18 protein-coding genes and 1 pseudogene are annotated in these 21,557 nt (G+C 66.2%); 7 read left to right on the plus strand and 12 right to left on the minus strand.

Features of this window, described 5'->3' with window-relative positions; all coding sequences use genetic code 11:
- Positions 1–22 precede the first annotated feature (22 nt).
- Positions 23–1,528 carry a MocR-like pyridoxine biosynthesis transcription factor PdxR gene (gene pdxR, locus ACYP5B_RS41640; RefSeq protein ID WP_459573524.1) on the plus strand — a complete coding sequence of 502 codons (1,506 nt, stop codon included), beginning with the start codon at positions 23–25 and terminating at the stop codon, positions 1,526–1,528.
- Here pdxR and ACYP5B_RS41645 read toward each other — a convergent pair.
- From ACYP5B_RS41645 to ACYP5B_RS41655, 3 genes are read right to left on the minus strand one after another with little or no spacing between them, the layout of a single operon-like run.
- On the minus strand, positions 1,471–2,583 hold the full coding sequence (locus ACYP5B_RS41645; RefSeq protein ID WP_400091931.1) for a 3,4-dihydroxy-2-butanone-4-phosphate synthase: 1,113 nt from the start codon (positions 2,581–2,583) through the stop codon (positions 1,471–1,473). The two genes, pdxR and ACYP5B_RS41645, sit on opposite strands and share 58 nt — an antisense overlap.
- Positions 2,580–3,533, minus strand: a complete 954-nt coding sequence (locus ACYP5B_RS41650) for an alpha/beta hydrolase (protein WP_459573525.1) — start codon at positions 3,531–3,533, stop codon at positions 2,580–2,582. Before ACYP5B_RS41650 ends, ACYP5B_RS41645 begins: the two co-directional genes overlap by 4 nt.
- Before the next feature lie 55 nt (positions 3,534–3,588).
- A complete protein-coding gene (locus tag ACYP5B_RS41655) occupies positions 3,589–4,095 on the minus strand; it encodes an SDR family NAD(P)-dependent oxidoreductase (protein ID WP_400091934.1) in 507 nt (168 codons plus the stop codon).
- A gap of 10 nt (positions 4,096–4,105) precedes the next feature.
- Here ACYP5B_RS41655 and ACYP5B_RS41660 point away from each other — a divergent pair.
- From ACYP5B_RS41660 to ACYP5B_RS41675, 4 genes and pseudogenes are all read left to right on the plus strand, one after another.
- A pseudogene (locus ACYP5B_RS41660) lies at positions 4,106–4,210 on the plus strand (SDR family oxidoreductase); the annotation flags it as partial.
- Between the two features lie 69 nt (positions 4,211–4,279).
- On the plus strand, positions 4,280–4,663 hold the full coding sequence (locus tag ACYP5B_RS41665; protein WP_400091935.1) for a nuclear transport factor 2 family protein: 384 nt from the start codon (positions 4,280–4,282) through the stop codon (positions 4,661–4,663).
- 30 nt (positions 4,664–4,693) lie between these two features.
- On the plus strand, positions 4,694–5,257 hold the full coding sequence (locus tag ACYP5B_RS41670) for a TetR family transcriptional regulator (protein WP_400091937.1): 564 nt from the start codon (positions 4,694–4,696) through the stop codon (positions 5,255–5,257).
- A 227-nt stretch (positions 5,258–5,484) separates the two neighbouring features.
- Positions 5,485–5,748, plus strand: a complete 264-nt coding sequence (locus ACYP5B_RS41675; RefSeq protein WP_400091940.1) for a hypothetical protein — start codon at positions 5,485–5,487, stop codon at positions 5,746–5,748.
- A gap of 43 nt (positions 5,749–5,791) precedes the next feature.
- Here the strand turns inward: ACYP5B_RS41675 and ACYP5B_RS41680 are convergent, their stop codons facing one another.
- The 7 genes from ACYP5B_RS41680 to ACYP5B_RS41710 all read right to left on the minus strand — a co-directional run bounded on the left by ACYP5B_RS41680 (position 5,792) and on the right by ACYP5B_RS41710 (position 17,457).
- The gene (locus tag ACYP5B_RS41680; RefSeq protein WP_459573526.1) at positions 5,792–8,584 is read right to left on the minus strand and encodes a molybdopterin-dependent oxidoreductase; all 2,793 of its coding nucleotides are present in this window, start codon (positions 8,582–8,584) and stop codon (positions 5,792–5,794) included.
- A gap of 49 nt (positions 8,585–8,633) precedes the next feature.
- Complete coding sequence (locus tag ACYP5B_RS41685) at positions 8,634–9,863, minus strand: NAD(P)/FAD-dependent oxidoreductase (protein WP_400091943.1); 1,230 nt, start codon at positions 9,861–9,863, stop codon at positions 8,634–8,636.
- Complete coding sequence (nirD, locus tag ACYP5B_RS41690; RefSeq protein ID WP_459573527.1) at positions 9,860–10,231, minus strand: nitrite reductase small subunit NirD; 372 nt, start codon at positions 10,229–10,231, stop codon at positions 9,860–9,862. The genes ACYP5B_RS41685 and nirD overlap by 4 nt, the downstream gene beginning before the upstream one ends.
- 45 nt (positions 10,232–10,276) lie before the next feature.
- Positions 10,277–12,826 carry a nitrite reductase large subunit NirB gene (gene nirB / locus ACYP5B_RS41695; protein WP_400091947.1) on the minus strand — a complete coding sequence of 850 codons (2,550 nt, stop codon included), beginning with the start codon at positions 12,824–12,826 and terminating at the stop codon, positions 10,277–10,279.
- A 67-nt stretch (positions 12,827–12,893) separates the two neighbouring features.
- Positions 12,894–14,216: an MFS transporter gene (locus tag ACYP5B_RS41700; protein ID WP_400091981.1), complete on the minus strand. Its 1,323-nt coding sequence runs from the start codon at positions 14,214–14,216 to the stop codon at positions 12,894–12,896.
- Positions 14,217–14,655: 439 nt separating this feature from the next.
- Positions 14,656–16,062, minus strand: a complete 1,407-nt coding sequence (locus tag ACYP5B_RS41705) for a cation:dicarboxylate symporter family transporter (RefSeq protein WP_459573528.1) — start codon at positions 16,060–16,062, stop codon at positions 14,656–14,658.
- Positions 16,063–16,086: 24 nt separating this feature from the next.
- Positions 16,087–17,457, minus strand: coding sequence for a class-II fumarase/aspartase family protein (locus ACYP5B_RS41710; RefSeq protein WP_459573530.1), 1,371 nt, complete (start codon positions 17,455–17,457; stop codon positions 16,087–16,089).
- 135 nt (positions 17,458–17,592) lie between these two features.
- Between ACYP5B_RS41710 and ACYP5B_RS41715 the strand changes: the two genes are divergently transcribed.
- Positions 17,593–18,327: a GntR family transcriptional regulator gene (locus ACYP5B_RS41715; RefSeq protein WP_459573531.1), complete on the plus strand. Its 735-nt coding sequence runs from the start codon at positions 17,593–17,595 to the stop codon at positions 18,325–18,327.
- Positions 18,328–18,461: 134 nt separating this feature from the next.
- On the opposite strand, the gene ACYP5B_RS41720 is transcribed toward ACYP5B_RS41715, so the two are convergent.
- On the minus strand, positions 18,462–19,454 hold the full coding sequence (locus ACYP5B_RS41720) for a Vgb family protein (RefSeq protein WP_318235006.1): 993 nt from the start codon (positions 19,452–19,454) through the stop codon (positions 18,462–18,464).
- A gap of 199 nt (positions 19,455–19,653) precedes the next feature.
- Positions 19,654–20,340, minus strand: a complete 687-nt coding sequence (locus ACYP5B_RS41725) for a VIT1/CCC1 transporter family protein (protein ID WP_459573532.1) — start codon at positions 20,338–20,340, stop codon at positions 19,654–19,656.
- Between the two features lie 146 nt (positions 20,341–20,486).
- On the opposite strand from ACYP5B_RS41725, the gene ACYP5B_RS41730 reads away from it, so the two are divergent.
- Positions 20,487–21,554 (plus strand): RNA-guided endonuclease InsQ/TnpB family protein, encoded by a 1,068-nt coding sequence (locus ACYP5B_RS41730; RefSeq protein WP_459573533.1) that lies wholly within the window; start codon positions 20,487–20,489, stop codon positions 21,552–21,554.
- Positions 21,555–21,557: the final 3 nt, after the last annotated feature.

The following is a 21,557-nucleotide window of genomic DNA, read 5'->3' on the forward strand; positions in this document are numbered from 1 at the left end:
TGATTTTTTAATTGGGCCATTTATGCCAAAGATGCGCGATGCCGAAGTGCTGGACCTGGCGGTGCTGCCAAGGAATGCGGGAGAGGCCAAGCAGGCCTGGGTGTATCGCAACATCCGCCAGGCCATTCTCGGTGGCAGCCTGCAGCGCGGCGCCAGGCTGGCGTCCACCCGTTCGCTCGCGGCGCGTTGGGCGGTGTCGCGGGGGATCGTGGAGCTGGCGTTCGATCAGTTGCGGCTGGAGGGGTATATATCGAGCCGGGTCGGCTCGGGCTCGCGCGTGAGCGCCAGGCTGCCTGAAGATTTCTCGCTGCAGGAAATCAGCCAACCCGCGGCGCAGTCCATCGCTCCCCCGACAGCCGTGGCGCCGCCGACGCGCGTCGTGGCGGGCCTGCCCTTCGTGGCCCGCCTGGCCGATCCCGCCTTGTTCCCGCTCGACGAATGGCGCAGCCATGTCAGCCGCGCGCTGCGGTCGTTGTCCGCGCAGCAACTTGGCGACGACGATCCCTGCGGCGACCTGGCCTTGCGTGGGGAAATCGCCGCCTACCTGCGGGCGACCCGCGGCATCCGCTGCGATGCCGGCCAGCTGATGATCGTCACCGGCATCCGGCAGGCGATCGACCTGACCGCGCGCGTGGTGCTGCGCGAGCAAGGCCGCGTGCTGCTGGAGGATCCCGCCTATCTCTCGGCGGTGCCGCTGTTCGGCTTGTCCTCGCAGCGCATCTCGCCGGTGCCGGTCGATGAGGAAGGCATCTCGATGGACGGTATTCGCCAGCATGCGGATGCCGCGCTGGTGTACGTCACGCCCGCCCACCAGGCGCCGTTGGGCCTGACGATGTCCGTGAGCCGGCGGCTGGCCCTGCTCGACTGGGCGCAGGCGCACGGTGCCTGGATCCTGGAGGACGACTACGACAGCGAGTTCAACTACAGCCGCGCGCCGCTGCCCGCGCTCAAGGCACTGGATGGCGGCGATCGCGTGATCCACTGCGGCAGTTTCAACAAGAGCCTCTATGCCTCGCTGCGGATCGGCTATGTGGTGATGCCGGATGCGTTGCGGCCGGCCTTGCGCCAGTTGCGCGCCACCACCGGCCGCTCCAACAGCCTGGTGGAGCAACTCGCGCTCGCCGCCTTCATCCGCTCCGGGGCGCTATCGCGCCACCTGCGCGTCTCCAGGAACGTCTACCTGCGCCGCCGCGATATGGTGCTGGCGGTGTTGCGCGGGGTCCTTGGCGAACACCTGCGCGTAAGCGGGGAGCATGCCGGGTTTCATTTCGTGCTGTGGCTGCCGGACGGCGTCAGCGAGCGCCAGGTGGTGCAGGCCTGTGCCGGCGCAAACCTGGCGCTGCAGGGCATCAGCGAGTTCCGCCGGGAGCGGGTGCTGCCGCCGGCGCTGGTGATCGGCTATGCCGCGGCGCAGGACGATGTGCTGCGCGACGCGGCGATGCGGCTGGCGCAGGAAATAGCAGCACTCGCTCAGCCCGGTGGCACGAACTCGGTGACCTCCAGTTCGAAGCCCGCGATATTGCGATAGGGCACCGGCTGGCTCAGCAGCCGCAGCTTGCGCGCACCCTGGTCCCGCAGGATCTGCGCCCCCACGCCCAGGGCCCGCTGCGCGAACGATGGCGGCTTGGGTTGTTCTTCGGCGTGGCCCAGGCGCGCGACCTGGTCGAGCAGCCGCTGCGGCGGCTCGCGCTCGGCCAGCAAGACCAGGATGCCGCAACCCTCCGCGCCGATGCGCGCCAGCGAGCGCGCCAGGTTCCAGCCTGGCGCGTGCGCCGCCTGGGTTTGCGCTGACTCGAAGGCGAGCACATCGCGCAAGGTCTCCACCGTCTGCACGCGCGTCAGCACCGGCTTGCCCGGCTCCGGGCGGCCCAGCACCAGCGCCAGGTGCACGGCGTCGACGGGTTCGTCGTGGTACGCATGCACGGCGAACTCGCCGTAGGGCGTGGCCAGCCGGCTGCTCTGGCTGCGGCGCAGCGCGCCCTCCACCAGCAGGCGATGATGGATCAGGTCGCTGATCGCGCAGACCATCAGCCCGTGCTCGCGGGCGAAGGCCAGCAGCGCGGCGCCGCGCAGCAACTCGCCGGCATCGTCCAGCAACACCGTATATGCGCCGGCGGCCTCGCGGCCCGCCAGCCTGGGCAGGTCCGAGCAGGCTTCGGCGAAACCGGCGCGGCGCAGCACGCCGTCGGGTTGCGCCACGATGGGAAAGACATGGCCGGGCTGGACCAGGTGGCCGGCCCTGGCATGCGCGGCGCTGGCAACGCGCATCGTCAGCGCTCGGTCGGCGGCGGAGATGCCGGTGGAGACGCCATCCACAGCTTCGATCGACACGGTGAAGGGCTCGCGCTGCCTGCCAGTGCCCGCCATCATCGGCAAGCTCAACTGCCGCCGCCTGGATTCGGTGATGGCCAGGCAGACCAGGCCGCGCGCGTGCGCCGCCATGAAGTTGACGTCGGCCTCGCTGATCTTGTCCGCTGCGACCAGCACGCATCCGCTGGACTCCGCCGTGTCGTCCTCGGTGACCACGACCCGCTGGCCGGTGGCGATGGCGCGCAGCACGTCGCCGATCGGTGCGGGGCTCATGCCGCCTCCCGCTCATCGGCAAAGGCGGCGCGCAAGGCGGCCGCTGCCTGGTCGAGCGCGGCGTCGGCCGCGTCGAGCAAGCCCTGCATGCTCATGAAGCCATGGATCTGCCCAGGCCAACGATGGACCGCGGCGGCCACGCCAGCGCGCTGCATGGCGGCGCCGTAGGCCTCGCCCTGATCGCGCAGGGGATCGTATTCGGCCGTAATGATGGTGGCCGGCGCCACGCCCGCCAGTTCGCGCTGGCGCAGCGGGCTGGCGCGCACATCGGCGGCGTGGCGCGGGTCGGGCGGCTCGGGGAGATAGTGGCGGGCATACCAGCGCAGCATGTCCTCGGTCAGGAAGCAGCCCTGCGCGAAGCTGCGCCAGCTGCCGGATTCGTCCGCGCAATCCAGGTAGGGATACAGCAGCAACTGGTGGCGCAGCGCCACGCTGCCGCGCAATTGCTGGCACGCGACCGCGGCCAGGTTGCCGCCCGCGCTGTCGCCGGCGACCGCCAGCCTGTCCGGCAACGCCCCCAGTTCGGCGGCGTGCGCCGCGCTCCAGCGCAGCGTCGCGCAGGCATCGTCGGCGGCCGCGGGAAAGCGTGCCTCCGGCGCCAGCCGGTAGCCGACCGACAGCACCAGGGTGCCCGCGCGGTTCGCCAGCGAGCGGCAGATATTGTGGTGGGTTTCGATCCCGCAGGCGACGAAGCCACCGCCATGGAAGAACACCGTGAGCGGCCAGGGGCCATTGCCATGCGGCCTGTAGAGGCGGGCGGGCAAGGGGCCGGCGGCACCGGCCACGCTCAGCTCGCGTTCTTCCGCGACCGCATCGCCCGGTGCGAACGGTGGCTGCGCGGCCAACACTGCCCGGTAGGCCTGTGGTGTGATGGTGGTGAAGTCGAGTGGCGGGAACTGCGCCATGGCGGCGAGCAGGGCGCGGACTTGCGGATCGAATTCGAATGGCATTGGCTTTTCCTTGTGCAGGCGGGAGGAAGTGCAGGGAAGTGGGTGCGGGCGCGCTTTAGAAGGCGAATGCGGGCGTCTTGCCGCTGGCAATGCCGTTCGCGCGCGCTTGCGCGGCGGCGGCGGCTTCGGCATGCGGCAGGATCCAGAAGTCTCCGGCGGCGACGCCGTCGAGGATGTGCCGTGCCATGGTTGCCGCCGGCATGCCCTGCGCGATGGTCGCGCGTAGCGCCTGGTTCATGACGCCGACGCCGCTTTGCGCGCCTGCCGGCAGGTCGAGGGCGATGCCGGTGGCCACGGGGCCGGGGCACGCCACCGACACCTTGAGCGGCAGCCCCGCCGCCTGCAGCTCCATCGCCAGGCTCTCGCTCAACGCCACCACGCCCTGTTTGGACACGGTATAGGGCGTAAGCCAGGGACCCACGGAAAGCCCTGCCATGGAAGCGATGTTGACGATATGCCCGTTGCCTTGCGCCGCCAGGTTCAGGCGGATGATCGATTCCATCAGGCGCGGCGAAGCGTCCGCGGCGAGCGCGAAAGGCGCGCCGCCAGCGTTGTGAATCACGATATCCAGCGAGCCGCGCGATATCGCCGCGGGGATCCTGTACCTGGTATCCGACGCGGCCCGCTACATGACTGGTGCGGAACTGGTGATCGACAGCGGCTATACGGCGCGTTGAGCGTCTTCATCTTCAATGAGGAAGGGAATGACCATCGACATGACCGCGACTACGGCCACGGCTACGACCATGACCACGAACAAAAGCGCCGACATGAAGGCCGCCTTGCTCGCCTACGTGGCCGCTTTCAATGCGGCGGACGCCGAGCGCGTGGCGGCGCTGTTTGCCGACAACGCGACCGTCGAGGACCCCGTTGGCAGCCCGGCGATTGCCGGGCGAGAGAACATCCTCGCCTTCTACCGGCACGCGACCTCGCTCGGCGCGCGTCTGGAAGTGGTGGCGCCGCCGCGGGGCTCGCACGGCAATGCCGCGGCCTTGAGCTTCGCGGTGTACGCGCAAATGCAGGGGCACTCGGTACGCATCGACGTGACCGACGTGCTGACCTTCGGTGCCGACGGGCGCATTACCGGCATGCGCGCCTACTGGGGGCCGGATGACGTGCATCCGCAATAGGGTGCGGCCTGGCCTGGCTGCCGCGTGGCCATGGTAAGGCGTTGCCCGCGTGATGCGGCCGTCACGCGCGAGTGCATCCTTGCCAGCGCGGAACTACTGTTCGAGCGCCAGGGCGTGCAATCCGTCACGCTGGCGCAGGTGGCCAGCGCGATAGCCATGACACGCGGCGCGATCTACGGGCACTTCCGTAGCCGCGCCGACCTGCTGGCCGCCGTCATGGCGCGCGCGGAGGCGCATATTGCCGGCCGGCTCGCCCCCATCGCCGGTAACGTCCGCGGCCTGGCCCGCCTGGAGCTGGAGCGCGCGCTGGCGACGATGTTGCAGGACGAGGCCGTGCTGCGCTATGCGGGCATCGTCCTCGGCTTGCTGCACCACGCTTGCACGCCTGCGTGCGAGCTATGCCAGCTGACGGTCCGCATCCGTGCCCGTGGCAAGGCGCTGTGCGACGGCCTTGGCGCGCTGCTGGGCGAGCGGGACAAGGCCGCGCTGCTGGCGGCGCACCTCTGGGGCCTGCTATGCGCCCGTTCGCTGCGGCTGGCGCCGGTGGACCTGGCGGGGTGCGTCGGGCCGCTGCTGCGGCTGTATGGGGAATAGCCGGCTGTTACGGTAGCGTCTCGCCGGATTTCCCTCGTCCATCGCACATCCAGTCCCTCGGCTCACGGTGCGCGCAGGTGTAGGGGATCGCCCCTAGTCTGCTTGGACGAGGAAATTCTTCGCTCCAGTGGCTACCTTTAAGTCCATGAGACCGTGCCGGCGCCAGCGCAGCGCTACAAGAGCACGGCAGCGGGAAAAGAAGGGATACGAGCATAGAGGAGACAGTCGTGAAGGCTCGATATCGCATCACTTGTCTGTTGGCCGCCGGCGCGGTACTGGCGCTGGGCTTCGCCGCCGGCGTGATTACGGCCTCGCCTCCCGCCCGGGAGGACGGCGCGAGCGAACGCGCACCAGCCGCCGCGGCGGCCGCGACGGCCGCGACGGATATGCGGGCGGCAGTGGACGCCGCGTTGACCTATTGCGACGATGCCTGCCGGCAGAGCCGGGGCATCGCGGCCGTGACGGCGATGGGTCATCGCCCGCCGCCGTAGTGCCAGGGCGCTCCGGGGTCTGCCCGGCGCACTGGCGGCTGCCTCAAGCCACTTCGGCCACGCGAATCTCCGCCAGCAGTTTCTTCAACTCCGGCACGCAAGACCCGCAGTTGCCGCCAGCCTTGACGCAGGCTGTGACTTCGGCCGGCGTCTTGAGGTCGTGCTTGCGCACGGCATCGCAGATGGTATTGCGGCCCACGCCGAAGCAGGAGCACACCGTGGGGCCGGCATCTTCGCCTTTTTCCATCGGCTGGCCCAGCAGCAAGCCCATGCGGTCGGTGTCTTCCAGGCGCTCCTTGGCGAACAGCGTGGACAGCCAGGCGCGCGAGGGCAGCTCAGGGCGGGTGGAGATATAGATGCAGGTATCGAGGCGTTCGTTCACCACGTGGCCGGCGTGGTAGATGCCGGCGGTGCGGTCCTCGTATTCGATCCAGTCCGCGTCGGGATCGTCGATGCCCAGCAACTGGCGCGCCCACGCGGCGCGGTCCGTCACGTTCTCGCGGCCCGCGAACTCGTAGCGCTGGAACTGGCGGCCCTGGATGCGCGTCCAGTAGGTGAGGGCGTCGGCCTGGAGGTCGTGCCGGCTTAGCACAAAGCCATGCCAGGACACGCGGAATTCTTCCACGCGTACCGGCGTGTGCTTGAACTCGGGTTCGCCCGACACAGGATCCACCACTGGGTTGACCAGTGCGCCCACGCGTGCGTCCGAGCTGAACTGGCTGTTCCAGTGAATCGGCACGAACACGCTGCCGCGCGGGATGCCGCCGCTGTGCTGCACGCGTGCCACCATGGCACCCCAGCGCGTGGTCACGCGCGCCAGCTTGCCTTCGCCCACGCCGCATAGCAGGGCGTCCTGCGGATGCATGTCGACAAAGGGCTCGGCGATATGGTCGGCCAGCTTCGGCGACTTGCCGGTGCGAGTCATGGTGTGCCACTGGTCGCGCACGCGGCCGGTGTTGAGCACCAGCGGGAATTCGTCGTCGGTGGCGTGGAACGGGGCGCGCGGCGCCGTGGCGACAAAGCGGGCGCGGCCATCGGGATGGGCGAAGCGGCCGTCGGCAAACAGGCGAGCGGTACCGCCGGCCGTGCTGGCGAGGCTCCCTGCGGGCGCGGCCAGCACAGGCCATTGCACCGGCGCGAGGGCGTCGAATTGCTTCTGGCTCATGCCTGCCAGTCCGGCCAGGTCGAACACGCGAGGCGCGTGGGCGCGATCGCTGCTGCCGGCGTTCCGGTACGCGCTCAGTCGCGCATGCTCGTCGAAGATTTCATGCGGCCCGGCAAAGTCGAATCCACTAAAGCCCATGCGTGTCGCGACGTCGCACAGGATCTTCCAGTCGGCACGGGCCTCGCCGGGTGCCGGCAGGAAAGCACGCTGGCGCGAGATCCGGCGCTCGGAGCTGGTGACCGTGCCGCTCTTCTCGCCCCAGCCCAGCGCCGGTAGCAGGATATGCGCGGCATCATTGGTGTCGGTGCGCAGCATGATGTCGGAGCTGACCACCAGCTCGCATTTGGCCAGCGCGCGGCGGGCCTGGTCGGCGTCGGGCAGGCTCACCACCGGGTTGGTGGCGATTACCCACACGGCCTTGACGCGGCCTTGCTCGATGGCTTCGAACAGTTCCACCGCCTTCAGGCCCGGCTTGTCCGCGATGGCGGGCGAGCCCCAGAACGATTGCACGATCTCGCGGTGCAGCGGATCGGCAAGCTCCATATGCGCCGCCAGCATATTGGCCAGGCCGCCTACCTCGCGCCCGCCCATGGCGTTGGGCTGGCCGGTCAGCGAGAAGGGCCCCATGCCGGGCCGGCCAACGCGACCAGTGATCAGGTGGCAGTTGATGATGCTGTTGACCTTGTCGGTGCCGGCCGACGACTGGTTCACGCCCTGCGAGAAGCCGGTCACAACCTTCGGCGTGGCCGCGAACAGTGCATAGAAGCCACGCAACGCTTCGGGATCGAGCTTGCAGGCCTTGGCCACCTTGGCAACATCGGTGCAGTCCGGGCCGGCGGCCGCCAGCGCGGCGTCCAGGCCGCTGGTGTGGGCGTCGATGAATGCCTGGTCCACCGCGCCGTGCTGCGCCAGGTAGTGCAGCAGGCCGTTGAACAGCCACACGTCGGTGCCCGGCTTGACGGGGAGATGCAGGTCGGCCAGCTCGCACGTAGCGGTGCGGCGCGGGTCGATCACCACCAGCTTCATCTCCGGCCGGGCTTCCTTGGCCTTCAACAGGCGCTGGAACAGGATCGGGTGGCACCAGGCGGTGTTGGAGCCGACCAGCACCACCAGGTCGGCCTGTTCCAGGTCTTCGTAGTTGCCTGGCACCAGGTCCTCGCCAAAGGCGCGCTTGTGGCCGGCCACGGCCGACGACATGCACAGGCGCGAATTGGTGTCGATATTGGCGCTGCCGATAAAGCCTTTCATCAGCTTGTTGGCGACGTAGTAGTCCTCGGTCAGCAACTGGCCGGACACGTAGAGCGCCACGGCATCGGGGCCATGCTCGGCGATGATGTCCTTGAAGCCTTGGGCAACGGTGTCAAGCGCACGGTCCCACGAAACTTGCTGCAGGGTGCCATCGGCGTCGCGCATCTGCGGGTGCAGCAGGCGGCCCTCCAGGCCGACGGTTTCCGCCAGCGCGGAGCCTTTCACGCACAGGCGGCCCTGGTTGGAACCGTGGCTAGCGTCGCCGGCCACCTCCACGCTGCCGTCGGCATGGCGCGTGGCGCGCACGCCACAACCCACGCCGCAATAGGGGCAGGTGGTATCGGTGACGGCGGACGACGCGTTGACGGACAGCACGGTGCGCGAACCGGAGGAGAGGATGACTGGGATATCGGACAGGTTCACGGTAGCGCTCAAAGCTGGCGATCAATCGGGGACTGGTTAGTTCGAGCGGTCAAGCCGCCATGGCCTCGCACTGTGCTTTGCCAAACAGCAGCCGCTGGCGCATGGCGCCAACCTTGGCGCCGCTCTGGATCAGGTCGAAGTACCAGGGCCCGTCCTGCACGTCGCCGTACAGAACCGCCCCGACCAGCCGCCCGTCCTGCAGCACCAGCCGCTTGTACATTCCGCGGCGCGGATCGCGCATCACCAGGTCCTCGCTGTCCTCGCCACCGATAAAGTCGCCGGCGGAATACAAATCCACGCCGGTCACCTTTAGCTTGGTCGCGGTGGCTTGCTGCACATAACGGCGATGGCCGGCCCCGGCCAGGTGCGCGGCGGCCACGCGCGCCTGTTCCCAGATCGGCGCCACCAGGCCGAAGGTGGCCTGGCGGTGCTGGACGCACTCGCCCACGGCATACACGCGCGGGTCGTAAGTCTGCAAGGTGTCGTCCACCACGATGGCGCGCTCGCAGCGCAGCCCGGCTTGCTGGGCCAGTTCGATATTGGGACGCACGCCGGCGGTCATCACCACCAGGTCGGCGGGTATCTGGGTACCGTCTTTAAAGCATACGCCGGTGACGCGGTCTTCCCCAAGGATGCCGCTGGTATTGGCGTTGAGCAGGAAGCGCAGGCCCTTGCGTTCCAGCGCCTGCTTGAGCAGCGCGGCGGCAGGCTTGTCGAGCTGGCGCTCCATCAGGCTGTCGGCAACGTGCACTACGCTCACATCCATGCCCTGGCGCATCAGGCCGTTGGCGGCTTCCAGGCCGAGCAGGCCGCCGCCGATCACTACCGCGTGGCGATGGTTGCGGGCCGCCGACAGCATGGTTTCCACGTCCTGGATGTCGCGAAAGGCAATCACGCCGTCGAGCTGGTGGCCCGGCACCGGGATGATGAAAGGCTTGGAACCGGTGGCCAGCAGCAGCCGGTCATAGCCGACTTCGCGCCCGGATTGCGAGCGCACCAGGCGGCGCCGGCGGTCGATCGCCACCACCGGGTCGCCGGCCAGGAGTTCGATGCCGTTCTGCTCGTACCACTCGCGGGTGTTGAGCATGATGTCCGCGACCGTCTTCTCGCCCGCCAGCACCGGCGAGAGCAGGATGCGGTTGTAGTTGCCGTGCGGCTCGGCGCCGAACACGGTGATGTCATGGAGGTCCGGCGCGAGCTTGAGCAGTTCCTCGACCGTGCGCATGCCGGCCATGCCGTTGCCGACCACCACCAGGCGGGGTTTGGGGTTTGTGGTCATGCGGCCACCCAGACCTTGCCGTCATAGACCCGGGCCGGGTACGCCGTGATCGAGTGCTCGGGCGCTTCCAGGCATTCGCCGGTCTGGAGATCGAAATGGTGCTTGTAGATTGGCGACGCCACCACGATGCGCTCGCCCAGGCTGCCCACCAGGCCACGCGACAGCACGGCGGCATTGGAATTGGGATCGTAGTTGGAGACGGCGAACACCCGGTCGCCCTGGCCGCCAAGGTTGTCGCTCTGGCCCGCGCCGACCCGGAAGACGGCGATCTGCGCCTTGTCCACCAGTGCGCACACGCCGGTATTGGGCACGATGTCGCGCAGGGTGCAAACGGCGGTCCAGGTTTCGGAATGGTGGGTGTGGCTCATGATGTTCTCCTTGGGCGTTAGCGCGAGACGATGGTTCCGGACGGTTCAGGCTGCCTTGACGATCACGGGGATCTGCTCAAGCCGGGAGCGACGCAAGTTCCGTTCCTCCGGCGTGGCGGGGCGGATCTGGCCGCGCTCTTCCATGAAGACCAGGTTGTCGTCGCGCAGGTCGCTGTTGACGAAATGGCGGAAGCGCTTGCGGGTTTCCGGGTTGGTCACGGCGGCCTTCCATTCGTCTTCGTAGGTGTCCACCACGTGTTGCATCTGCGCTTCCAGTTCCGCGCCGATGCCCAGGCTGTCTTCCAGCACCACGGCCTTGAGGTAGTCCAGACCGCCTTCCATGTTGTCGCGCCAGACGCTGGTGCGTTGCAGGCGGTCGGCGGTGCGCACGTAGAACATCAGGAAGCGGTCCACATAGCGCAGCAGCGTTTCGCGGTCCAGGTCGCTGGCCAGCAGTTCGGCGTGGCGGGGTTTCATGCCGCCATTGCCGCACACATACAGGTTCCAGCCGCGCTCGGTGGCGATGATGCCCACGTCCTTGCCTTGTGCCTCGGCGCACTCGCGGGTGCAGCCGGAAACACCAAACTTGATCTTGTGCGGCGCGCGCAGGCCCTTGTAGCGGTTCTCGATCTCGATGGCCAGGCCGACCGAGTCGTCCACGCCGTAGCGGCACCACGTGGAGCCCACGCAGGACTTCACGGTGCGCAGCGACTTGCCGTAGGCATGGCCCGACTCGAAGCCGGCCGCGATCAGTTCTTCCCAGATCATCGGCAGCTCTTCCACGCGGGCGCCAAACATGTCGACCCGGGCGCCGCCGGTGATCTTGGTGTACAGGCCGTACTTCTTGGCCACCTGACCCACGGCGATCAGGCCGTCGGGGGTGACCTCGCCGCCCGGCATGCGCGGCACCACCGAGTAGGTGCCATCCTTCTGGATATTGCCCAGGAAGTAATCGTTCGAATCCTGCAGGCTGGCGTGCTCTTCCTTGAGCACGAACTCGTTCCAGCACGAGGCCAGGATGCTCGCCACGGTCGGCTTGCAGATATCGCAGCCCAGGCCCTTGCCGTGCGCCGCCAGCAGTGCGTCGAAGGTCTTGAAGCCACCCACGCGCACCAGGTGGTAAAGCTCCTGGCGCGAGTAGGCAAAGTGTTCGCACAGGTGGTTGTTGACCGCCAGGCCTTGCTTCTTCATCTCGGCCTTCATCACCTGCGTGACCAGCGGCACGCAGCCGCCGCAGGTGCTGCCGGCCTTGGTGCAGCTCTTCATCGCACCGATGGTGGTGGTGCCATTGCACACGGCGGCGCAGATATCGCCCTTGGTGACGTTGTTGCACGAGCAGATCTGCGCGGAATCGGGCAGCGCATCGGCGCCCAGCCCCGGCTTGGCCTGGCCGTCGGAGGACGGCAGGATCAGGAATTCCGGCGACTCGGGCAGCTCGATCTTGTTGAGCATCATCTGCAGCAGGGTGCCGTATTCCTCGGCATCGCCCACCAGCACGCCACCCAGCAGGTACTTGCCGCATTCGGACACCACCAGCTTCTTGTAGACCTGCTTGCGCTCGTCGGTGAACTGGAAAGAGCGGCTGCCGGGCGCGTTGCCGTGCGGGTCGCCCAGGCTGGCCACGTCGACGCCCATCAGCTTGAGCTTGGTGCTCATGTCGGCGCCGGCGAACTCGGCCTGGTGGCCCAGCAGGTGCTTGGCGGCCACGCGGGCCATTTCATAGCCGGGGGCTACCAGGCCGTAGATCTTGCCTTCCCACAGCGCGCATTCGCCGATGGCGTACACGTTGGGGTCGGAGGTCAGGCATTGGTTGTCCACAGTGATGCCGCCGCGCTCGCCGATGGCCAGGCCGCTGGCGCGGGCCAGTTCGTCGCGCGGGCGGATGCCGGCGGAGAACACGATCATGTCGGTGTCCAGATGGCTGCCATCGGCAAAATTCATGCGATGGGTGCCGTCTTCGCCGTCGACGATCTCAACGGTGTTCTTGCGGGTGTGCGCGGTCACGCCGAGGTCTTCGATCTTCCGGCGCAGCATGGCGCCGCCGCCGTCGTCCACCTGCACCGCCATCAGGCGCGGGGCAAATTCCACCACATGGGTTTGCAGGCCCATGTCGCGCAGTGCCTTGGCGCATTCCAGGCCCAGCAGGCCGCCGCCGATCACCACGCCGGTCTTGGAGCGGGCGCCGCATTCCTGCATGGCTTCCAGGTCTTCGATAGTGCGGTAGACGAAGCAATCCTTGCGGTCCTTGCCCGGCAGCGGCGGCACGAAGGGGTAGGAGCCGGTGGCCATGATCAGCTTGTCATAGGACAGCGTCTCGCCGGTGGAAACCGTCACCGTCCTGGCCGCGCGGTCGATGCCGGTGGCGCGGGCGTTCAGGCGCAGCAGCATATTGCTGCGCTCGAAGAAGCCGGCTTCCACCAGCGAGAGATCCTCGGCGGACTTGCCCGCGAAGAATTCGGACAGGTGCACGCGGTCATAGGCGGGACGCGGCTCCTCGCACAGCACCGTGACTTCGATATCTTGCGAGCCAGCCTCGGCCAGGCATTCCAGGAATTTGTGGCCGACCATGCCGTGGCCGATGATGATCAGTTTCATGATGATTTCCTTGTTCTATGGGGCCGCTGGTGCGTGTGCTTGTGTGGAGTCGTTGCGTCGGGCGGGCTCAGGAGCCGGAGCCGGCCAGCGCGTTGTCGAACAGCGCCTGCTCGCTGGCCTTGTGCTCGGCCGAGAAACGCACGGCGATGGCGCACAGGGCGGAGACGATGGCCGCCGCGCCGAGCACGGTCAGCGTTTGCTGCAGGTTGCCCCCCAGGCCCTTCATCAGGAAGCCCGCCGCCACGGCGCCCACATTGCCGCCGGCGCCGATGATGCCGGCCACGCCGCCGAGCGCCTTGCGATCGATAAAGGGCACCAGCGCATAGGTAGCGCCGCAGGCCATATGGGTGAACAGGCCGAAGCTCAGCATGGCGACCACGGCCGCCACGACGCTATGCGCCTGGGCAAACCACAGCAGGCCCAGGCCTTCGCCCAGGATCAGCACGAACAGCAGCATGGAACGCGCATCCAGGCCGCGGCGCAGCGCAGCCTTGTCCGACAGCCAGCCACCCAGCGCACGGGCGAACAAGGCGAGCAGGCCGAAGCTGGCGGCGGCCAGGCCGGCGCTGCTGAGCGACAGGCCGAAGTGATCTACGTAATAGGTAGCGGCCACGTTGTGGATAAAGATCTCCACGCCGAAGCAGGCGCCATAGGTAATGAACAGCATCCACACGCGGTAGTTGGTGGCAGCGGCGACAAAGCTGGCCCAGCCGCCTTTCTTGCCGCTGTCGATGGCGATGCCGCGTGCGCGCAGATCCTTGAAGTCGCCTTGCGGGCAGTCCTGTGTATAGCGCCAGTACAGCACTGCCATGATCAGCATCAGCACGCCCGGTACCAGCAGCGCCAGGCGCCAGCCCATGGTGTGGCTCACGCCCAGCATCAACACGCCACCCAGCAGCAGCGGCATCAGCGCTTGCGCCGCGCCACCGCCGGCATTGCCCCAACCGGCGGCTGCCGCGTTGGCGGTGCCCACCACATTGGGCGCGAACATCACCGAGGTGTGGTACTGCGTGATCACGAAGCTCGCGCCCACCGCGCCGATCAGCAGGCGGAAGAACAGGAACGCCTCGTAGCTCTGCGCCATCGCCACGCCCAGCACGGGGATCGCACCCAGCGCGAGCAGGCCGGTGTAGGCGCGGCGGGGACCGAAGCGGTCGCACAGCGGGCCGATGGCCAGCCGCACGAGAATGGTCACGGCCACCGCGGCGATATTGATATTGGCGATCTGGTCGGGAGTCAGGCCGAACTCGCCCTTGAGCACCGGCATCAACGGAGCGCAGGCGAACCATGCGAAGAAGCACACGAAGAAAGCCATCCACGTCAGGTGGAAGGCGCGCATCTGCGGGGTGCGCAGGCTTAGCAGTTCGATGCGGGTGGCTTTGCCGGTCATCATGGCTCCATAAAAACAAATGGCGTCCCGCAATCCGGTCGTGAAGACCAGATCAGGGGACGCCGTTGTCCTGGTGGCAGCGGTGAAGACCGTTACCACCCTGTGTGGGGTGAGCGGGCCGCCGTTGGTCCGCTCGCGTCTTATTACGCAAGCGGCGTGCCAGGGCTGTTTGTGATGGATGGAGGGGGTTTTGCGCTGCGCAGGGGCGTCAGGCCGGGAGGGGATGCGCCGAGGTGGGGCGGGGCGGCACGGTCATGGTGCAGTGCAATGAGCGGGGGCGGTGCGCGCTATGGTGCAAGGGATAGCCGGCACGAGGCGGTCCATGCTTTGACCGTGGATGCTGGGGTAAGTGATGTTTATGCTACTTCCACCTGCGCTATAGCGGAGGCAAGACTGAACACGCAGAAGCCAATTTCAGTTTCCGCGCTCTGCCACCCAATCACACCCCATGTTTGGAGAATGGGATGCCGGCAGTGTGTGGATTGCCTTCCTTGGAGTCCTCGGGCAAGAGATTGCCATCGTCGAGCGCTGCATCGGCGTTAGCGGTAGCGGGAAAGCGCTCGGGATAGAGATGCCGCTGCGCAACCTCGTGGTCAAACGTGCCGGACCACTTGGCAATGACCACGGTTGCGACGCTGTTGCCGATCGTATTGCAGGTGGAGATCGCCATCGACAGAAAGCGGTAGACACCGAATATCACGGCAAGTCCTTCGACCGGAAGCATCCCGGTCGACGTCACGGTGGCGGCGAAGACCACGAAGGAACCGCCGGAGACCGTTGCCGCGCCCTTGGAAGTCAGCAGCATCAGCAACAGGATGCCGATCTGCTGATCCAGCGACAGCGGCACGCCGTAGGCATGCGAGATGAACATCACGCCCATTGCCATAAAGAGCGAAGTGCCATCGAGATTGAATGCGTAGCCGGTTGGCAGCACGAGACCGACGGTCTGCTTCGCGCAACCCAACCGCTCCAGCTTGATCAGCAGGCGAGGCAGGGCACTCTCCGACGATGCGGTGCCGAGGACGATGAGGATCTCGTCCTTGATGTAGCGCAGAAAACGCCAGAGACTGAAGCCCGCCAGCCGTGCCACCAAGCCCAGCACCACCACGATGAAGACCGCCACCACCGCGTAGAAGCTAAACACCAGTTGGGCCAGTGCGATCAGCACCGCGGTACCGTTGCTGCCTACCGAATAGGCCACCGCCCCGAAGGTGCCGATCGGCGCCAGTTTCATCACCAGGTTGATGAAAGAGAACAGCACCTCGGAAATTTGGTCGAGTCCCTCGTTGATCTTCTCGCGGCGGCCTTCCGGAATGGCGAGGATGCCGATGCCGACCATCACCGCAAGCACCACTACCTGCAGCAGTTCGCCCTTGGCAAACGCCCCGACAAAGTTGTCCGGCACGATGTGGGCCATGAACTCCAGGAAGCCGTGCGGCCCGGCCTTGGCCACCACCGGCGGGGCGGCGCCGGTGGCCACCGTGGTCATGCCCTTGCCGATCTGCAAGAGGTTCCCCGCCAGCATACCCAGCACCAGGGCAATGGTCGAAAGTACTTCAAAGTAGAAGATGGAGCGCCAGCCTACGCGGCCTGCGCTCTTCACATCGCCGGCTGAAGCAATGCCGTGCACGATGGTGAGGAACACCAGCGGCGCCACGCCAGCCTTGATCAGCGAGAGGAACATGTCTCCCAGCAGCTTGAGCTGCGAGGCGAACTTCGGAAAGAGGAAGCCCACCGCGATGCCAAGCACCAAGGACACGAGCACTTGCATGCCTAGCTTGCGATACCAGGGCAATTTTCTCGGCGGCGAGATCAGCGCATCTGCGCTGGGTGAGTGGTTTTGCATCTCTGTCTCCTCGATGGTGTTTTTTTACGCGCCTGTCGACAACGCGACCGCGCGGTCCACCATCTGCGGCGCCAGGCCGAGGTAGTTGGCTGGATCGGTCAATCGGTCGATTGCGGCACGATCGAAGTGCTGCGTGACTTCTGGCTGCGCCATCAGTGCCTCGGCCAGTGTGCCGCCCCTCTCGTTCACGATGCGGCAGGCGTCGTAGACGATGTCGTGCGCCTGCTGGCGGCCGGTGTAGGGGGCCAGGCCCATCATCACTGCCTCGGCTACGATCAGGCCTCGGGTGATGCCGAGGTTATGCTTCATGCGGTCGGTATCGACGATCAGGCCACCAAGGGCGAACTTCGCCTGGTGCAGGGCGCCGGCAGTGAAGATGAAACTCTCGGGAATCGCGATCCACTCGGCATGCCACGGCCCGGTGGCGCGCTCGAAGTCTTGCACCATCGCATCGACCATCAGACCGGCGTGCTGGCGCACCGCTTTCGAAGCGGCCAGCATCAGCTCGCTGGAGATCGGGTTGCGCTTTTGCGGCATGGTGCTGGATGCGCCACGCCCCTTGACGAAAGGCTCGTACACCTCGGCAAACTCGGTCGAAGCCATGATCATGATGTCGAGCGCGATCTTGCCAAGGGAGCCGGTGATCAGCGCGAGCAGGTTCACCGCCTCGGCAAAACCGTCACGCGCCACATGCCAGGTGGTTGCCGGCACGCCCAACCCAAGTTCTTCGGCCATCGCCCGCTGCACGTCGAAGCCCTTGTCGCCCAGCGAGGCCAGTGTGCCCGCCGCGCCGGCAAACTCCACCACAGCCACCCGCGGGCGCAGCTCAGCCAGGCGCTGCTGGTGGCGGTCGAACATGGCGAGCCAGATCGCTACCTTGTAGCCAAAAGTGACCGGCAGCGCCTGCTGCAGGTGGGTGCGACCGGCCATGGGCGTGTCGCGATGCTTGGTCGCAAGGCCGGCGAGGATGCCGCGCAGTTCGCGGATATCGGCGTCGATGCTGTCGAGCGCGTCGCGCACCTGCAGTGCCACCGCGGTGTCCATGATGTCCTGCGTGGTCGCGCCCCAGTGCACGTAGCGGCCGGCGTCGCCGCACATGCCCACGAGCTGGTGCACCAGCGGCAGGATCGGGTAGCCGACAATGTCCGTTTCTTCGCGCATATGGTCAAAGTCGATGCGCTCGATGCGCGACTCGCGCGCAATCACCTCCGCCGCCTCGGCCGGAATCACGCCGATGCGCGCCTCGGCCTTCGCCAGTGCGATCTCGGCGTCAATGTAACGCTGGATCAGCGCCCGGTCAGAGAAGACCTCGCGCATCTTGGCGGTGCCAAAGGCATCGCGAAACAGGATCGAGTCAACAACAGTGCTAGCCATTGGGACGGAGAAAGTGGACATATCTGCCTCTGGGGTAAATTGCTGGATTCGCGAACACAAGCTAATATGTCCGGACATGTCGAACTATAATATGTTCGAACATATTCGCAACCATGGGTTTACCCTAGCGCCCTGAACACGCACGCTCCCCTCACCATGACGAAGCCCAACTTCTCGGCCATTGCCCGTGATCTGACGGAAGGCATCCGATCCGGCCAGTTCCCGGTTGGCTCCTTGCTGCCGACGGAGCTTGAGCTGGTAGCGCACTACGGCACGAGCCGCCACACAGTGCGAGCCGCTCTCGCCGAACTACAGGAACTCGGCCTGCTGTCGAGGCGCAAGAATGTGGGAACCCGAGTCGAGGCTGCCGCGCCTACGAAGGGCTTTCGTCCCTCGCTGGCTTCCGTGGAGGATCTCGTGCAATTTGGCGCCGCGCATCTGCGCGTGGTGAAGGCGATCGAGGAAGTGACGATGAGCGGTGCGCAAGCCAAGGAGCTCGGCTGTGCCAGCGGTACGCGCTGGCTGCGCATCTCGAGCTTGCGCATGGATGGTGATGCAAACACGCCGCCCATCGCCTGGACCGATGTGTATATAGACCCAGCCTATGCGGAGATTGGCGACATCGTGCGCGCGTCGCCTGGTGTCCTGATCAGTTCCTTGATCGAGGCACGCTACGGCCGCTGCATTGCCGAGATCCGCCAGGATGTGCGCGCCTTCAATGTTGGCGACACCGAAATTTCACGCACCCTTGGGCTGACGCCGGGAGACGCTGCGCTCAAGATCGTGCGATCCTATTTCGATGCAAGCGGCCACGTGTTCGAGGTTTCGGTCACGGTGCATCCGGCCGAACGCTTTTCGCTATCCATGCGGCTGCAGCGTTCGACCGGATAAGTTGTCCTGAGAGATGTTGAGAGATGGGATACGCGCGCCCCTGGTCACCCGCATCAAACCGGCCTACGCCGCGTGGTCGGAATCGTTGAGTCCGACTGCGATGAGATTGCTGGCGTCTTCGCGAAATGGCGAGACTACTCCTGCGTCCCCGCCTTGAAACGATAGACGACCAACTGGTCAGTCCCCGACTCAGCCGTCCAGACTTCGCCCGGGCGGCCGAGCATTTGCCGCACGTTGGCGTGCGGCCGCGAACTGGTAAAGCTTTCAAAGCGACCAGTTTGCGGGTCGAAGCGCAAGATGACATTCGCGCCCCAGTCGCTTAGCCACACTTTGTCGCGTTCGTCGACATACACGGCATATGCGTGAGGGCCGTCACCGGGCAGGCGCCACTCACGCCAGCGCTCGGTGGCTGGATCGTAGGCGCCAAGCTTGCCGGCGGTCCATTCGCTGATCCACAGAGTGCCTTTGGAGTCCGACCAGATGCGGCGTGGGCCCGCGTACGGCGTGGGCGGCACGATGACATGCGCGGCGCCCGTAGCCTTGTCAATGCGGGCGATATAGTTGCCAGCCAGTGAAGCGTAATAGACATCGCCGCCAGGGGTCATGGTGATGCCGTATGGCCCCGCCCCATCAGGGGCATCGAACATGCGTATGCGGCCTACGGGATCGAGTTCCCCGTAGACGCCATTTTGTCCGGTAAACCAAAGGTGCCCCTGTGCGTCGAACACGGCGGTGTTCAAATTGGCATTCGGGTGCCCGGGTGGGAGGGGGAATCGCTTCAAGGCGCGCGTGGCAGGGTCGACACGTACGATTGCGTTCTGGCCGCCGTCAGTGACCCAGGCCGCTCCGTCTGGCCCGACGATGACACCGTGCGGCGCGGCATCGCGACCGAGCGGGATGTGCGTGGTCTTGCCGGTCACCGGATCTAGCCGCCCGAGCGCGCCAAGCGGCTGGGCCGTGTACCACACGGAACCGTCCTGGGCGGGCGCTACGTCGTGGGGATGCGCGCCGGCCGGCACCGCATAGCTTTGGATGCGCACCGATGCGGCGCCCTGGGCGCCAGCCAGGGAGGCGGCTCCAGCCAGTACGCATGCAGCGAGTACAGATGAGAGAGCAGGTGCGCGCATTGCCGCCTCCTTCCTGATGACGCCTTATTATAGTTTTTGCACCGTCCGGTAAGCGCCCATGAGCGGTTATCCAAGGCGGCGTCGGCGATGGGCTCTTTATCAGCCAAAACGGAAGTCAACGCGAACTTGAGCGTCCACGTTGAGATACACCACTATCGCCGGAATTCACCGAACTCCTTAGTAGGTCCCGATGTGGCCTTCAGATGTGGGCACCGAACAGCGCGCCGACAATGCCCGTGCCGGCCATGGCGATCACGCCCCACGTGAGTATTCGCGACGTGCCGGGAATGATCGGGGCACCACTCAGGCGAGCGGCCGAAATACCCAGGACGATCAGGAAAGCCAGCGAAACCGCAACGATGGTGGCAATCAGGGTGGATGGGGGCGCAACGAACGCGGCCAGCAGCGGTCCGACTCCCCCGATCGCGAAGCTAACGGAGGATGTGAGTGCAGCGATGATAGGCTGCGGCGATGAGGCGTCGGAAATGCCAATGTCATCGCGCATATGCGCGGCGAGCGCATCGTAGGCCATCAGTTTCTCGGCCACCTGGCGCGCAAGCTCCGGATCGAGACCGCGTCGAACATAGATTCTCGCCAGTTCTGCCACCTCCTCCGGATACTCGGTTTTAAGCGCCAATTGTTCGATTTCAATATCGGCATGTTCGATATCCGACTGTGCGCTGACCGAGACGTATTCTCCCGCACCCATCGACAACATCCCGGCGGCAAGACCAGCAACTCCCGCGGCGAGGATGCCGCGTGGATGCGTTTGCGCAGCAGCGACGCCGATCATGAGACTCGACATAGACAACAGGCCGTCATTAGCTCCGAGCACCGCGGCACGCAGCCAGCCCGCGCGATGCGTGTGGTGGATGTGAGTAGCCATGTTTCCTCCATGAACAATCCTTTGCCGACTCATTCCCCCTCCTAGGGCCAGTAGGCTCAGGAGGGGGTCAAGTCGGCGGCAGCCGCGAGGCTGCCTTTGCGCCAAGCTATGGTTGCGGGCGGCTTTTCTGGTGTTAAAGTTGCCGCATGCAAACCGGCTACCGATTCCGCTGTTACCCTACGCCAGCGCAGCAAACCATTCTGCTGCGCTGGATTGGCTGCCAGCGCTTCGTTTACAACGCGAAAGTTGGTGAGGATCGATATTACCGGGCATTCCAGCGCAAGGCGCTGGCCTTGGCGGGGCAACATCCTCCGATTGACCAGGAATACGCGCGTTACAAGAACGCGGAGCTAACGCCCTGGCTGTCCGAAGTCCCATCACAGGTGCTGCGCAATGGCGCGGTACGCTGGAAGCAGGCATACAGCCGGTTCTTCCAGAAGCTGGGTGGACGTCCAACGATTCAGCGCAGGAGCGGCCCACAATCGATCTGGCTCACGAGCGAGCTGTTCTCGTTCCAACCGATTGCCGACACGCCGACCGGCGAGACACGCTATCGCCTGCACGTCGGCAAGGGCAAGTTCCCGGTGGGCGCCATCCCCTATACCGCTCACCGGCCTCACACGATGCCGGCTAGCATCACGCTGACGGTCGACGCCGGGCGATGGTACGTCGCCTTCAGCGTCGACGATGGGCTGCCGGCGGTGACGCAGGAAGAGATTGCAGCGGTGCTGGCGACCTGGTCCGAAGCCGATCTGCGCGCCGCGGCGGTAGGCGTGGATCGTGGCATTACGGTGCCCGTGTACGCTAGCACCGGGCAGACAGCCGCCCTGAGCCGCGCCCAGCAGCAACGGATGGAAAAGAAGGAGCGCGCCCGCCAGCGCTGGCAGCGCCGGATGGCGCGCCGGACCAAAGGCTCATCGGGATGGCGCAAGGCCAAATACCGCGCCGCGCGATGCCAACACTATGCCAAGAACGTGCGGCAGGACTTCGCGCATCAGACCAGCTACCGCCTGGTAACAGGCGAGGAAACGCGGTTGGTGGTGTTCGAAAATCTGCGCGTCAAGGCGATGAGCGCACGGCCAAAGGCCAAGCGGGACGAGTCGGGCAAGTGGCTCAAGAACCAGGCTCGCGCCAAGGCGGGACTCAACAGCAGGATTCTGGTGAGCGCCTGGGGCAGGACGCTCACGCTCGCACAATACAAGGCGCTGCGATGAAAC

The sequence above is a fragment of the Cupriavidus sp. 8B genome, from assembly GCF_054589115.1.

Excerpts from the sequence above, each read along its gene's own strand:
- pdxR (WP_459573524.1), top strand. The coding sequence starts at position 23 with ATGCCAAAGATGCGCGATGCCGAAGTGCTGGACCTGGCGGTGCTGCCA.
- ACYP5B_RS41645 (WP_400091931.1), bottom strand. The coding sequence starts at position 2,583 with ATGAGCCCCGCACCGATCGGCGACGTGCTGCGCGCCATCGCCACCGGC.
- ACYP5B_RS41650 (WP_459573525.1), bottom strand. The coding sequence starts at position 3,533 with ATGCCATTCGAATTCGATCCGCAAGTCCGCGCCCTGCTCGCCGCCATG.
- ACYP5B_RS41665 (WP_400091935.1), top strand. The coding sequence starts at position 4,280 with ATGACCACGAACAAAAGCGCCGACATGAAGGCCGCCTTGCTCGCCTAC.
- ACYP5B_RS41670 (WP_400091937.1), top strand. The coding sequence starts at position 4,694 with ATGGTAAGGCGTTGCCCGCGTGATGCGGCCGTCACGCGCGAGTGCATC.
- ACYP5B_RS41685 (WP_400091943.1), bottom strand. The coding sequence starts at position 9,863 with ATGACCACAAACCCCAAACCCCGCCTGGTGGTGGTCGGCAACGGCATG.
- nirD (WP_459573527.1), bottom strand. The coding sequence starts at position 10,231 with ATGAGCCACACCCACCATTCCGAAACCTGGACCGCCGTTTGCACCCTG.
- nirB (WP_400091947.1), bottom strand. The coding sequence starts at position 12,826 with ATGAAACTGATCATCATCGGCCACGGCATGGTCGGCCACAAATTCCTG.
- ACYP5B_RS41700 (WP_400091981.1), bottom strand. The coding sequence starts at position 14,216 with ATGACCGGCAAAGCCACCCGCATCGAACTGCTAAGCCTGCGCACCCCG.
- ACYP5B_RS41705 (WP_459573528.1), bottom strand. The coding sequence starts at position 16,062 with ATGCAAAACCACTCACCCAGCGCAGATGCGCTGATCTCGCCGCCGAGA.
- ACYP5B_RS41710 (WP_459573530.1), bottom strand. The coding sequence starts at position 17,457 with ATGTCCACTTTCTCCGTCCCAATGGCTAGCACTGTTGTTGACTCGATC.
- ACYP5B_RS41715 (WP_459573531.1), top strand. The coding sequence starts at position 17,593 with ATGACGAAGCCCAACTTCTCGGCCATTGCCCGTGATCTGACGGAAGGC.
- ACYP5B_RS41720 (WP_318235006.1), bottom strand. The coding sequence starts at position 19,454 with ATGCGCGCACCTGCTCTCTCATCTGTACTCGCTGCATGCGTACTGGCT.
- ACYP5B_RS41725 (WP_459573532.1), bottom strand. The coding sequence starts at position 20,340 with ATGGCTACTCACATCCACCACACGCATCGCGCGGGCTGGCTGCGTGCC.
- ACYP5B_RS41730 (WP_459573533.1), top strand. The coding sequence starts at position 20,487 with ATGCAAACCGGCTACCGATTCCGCTGTTACCCTACGCCAGCGCAGCAA.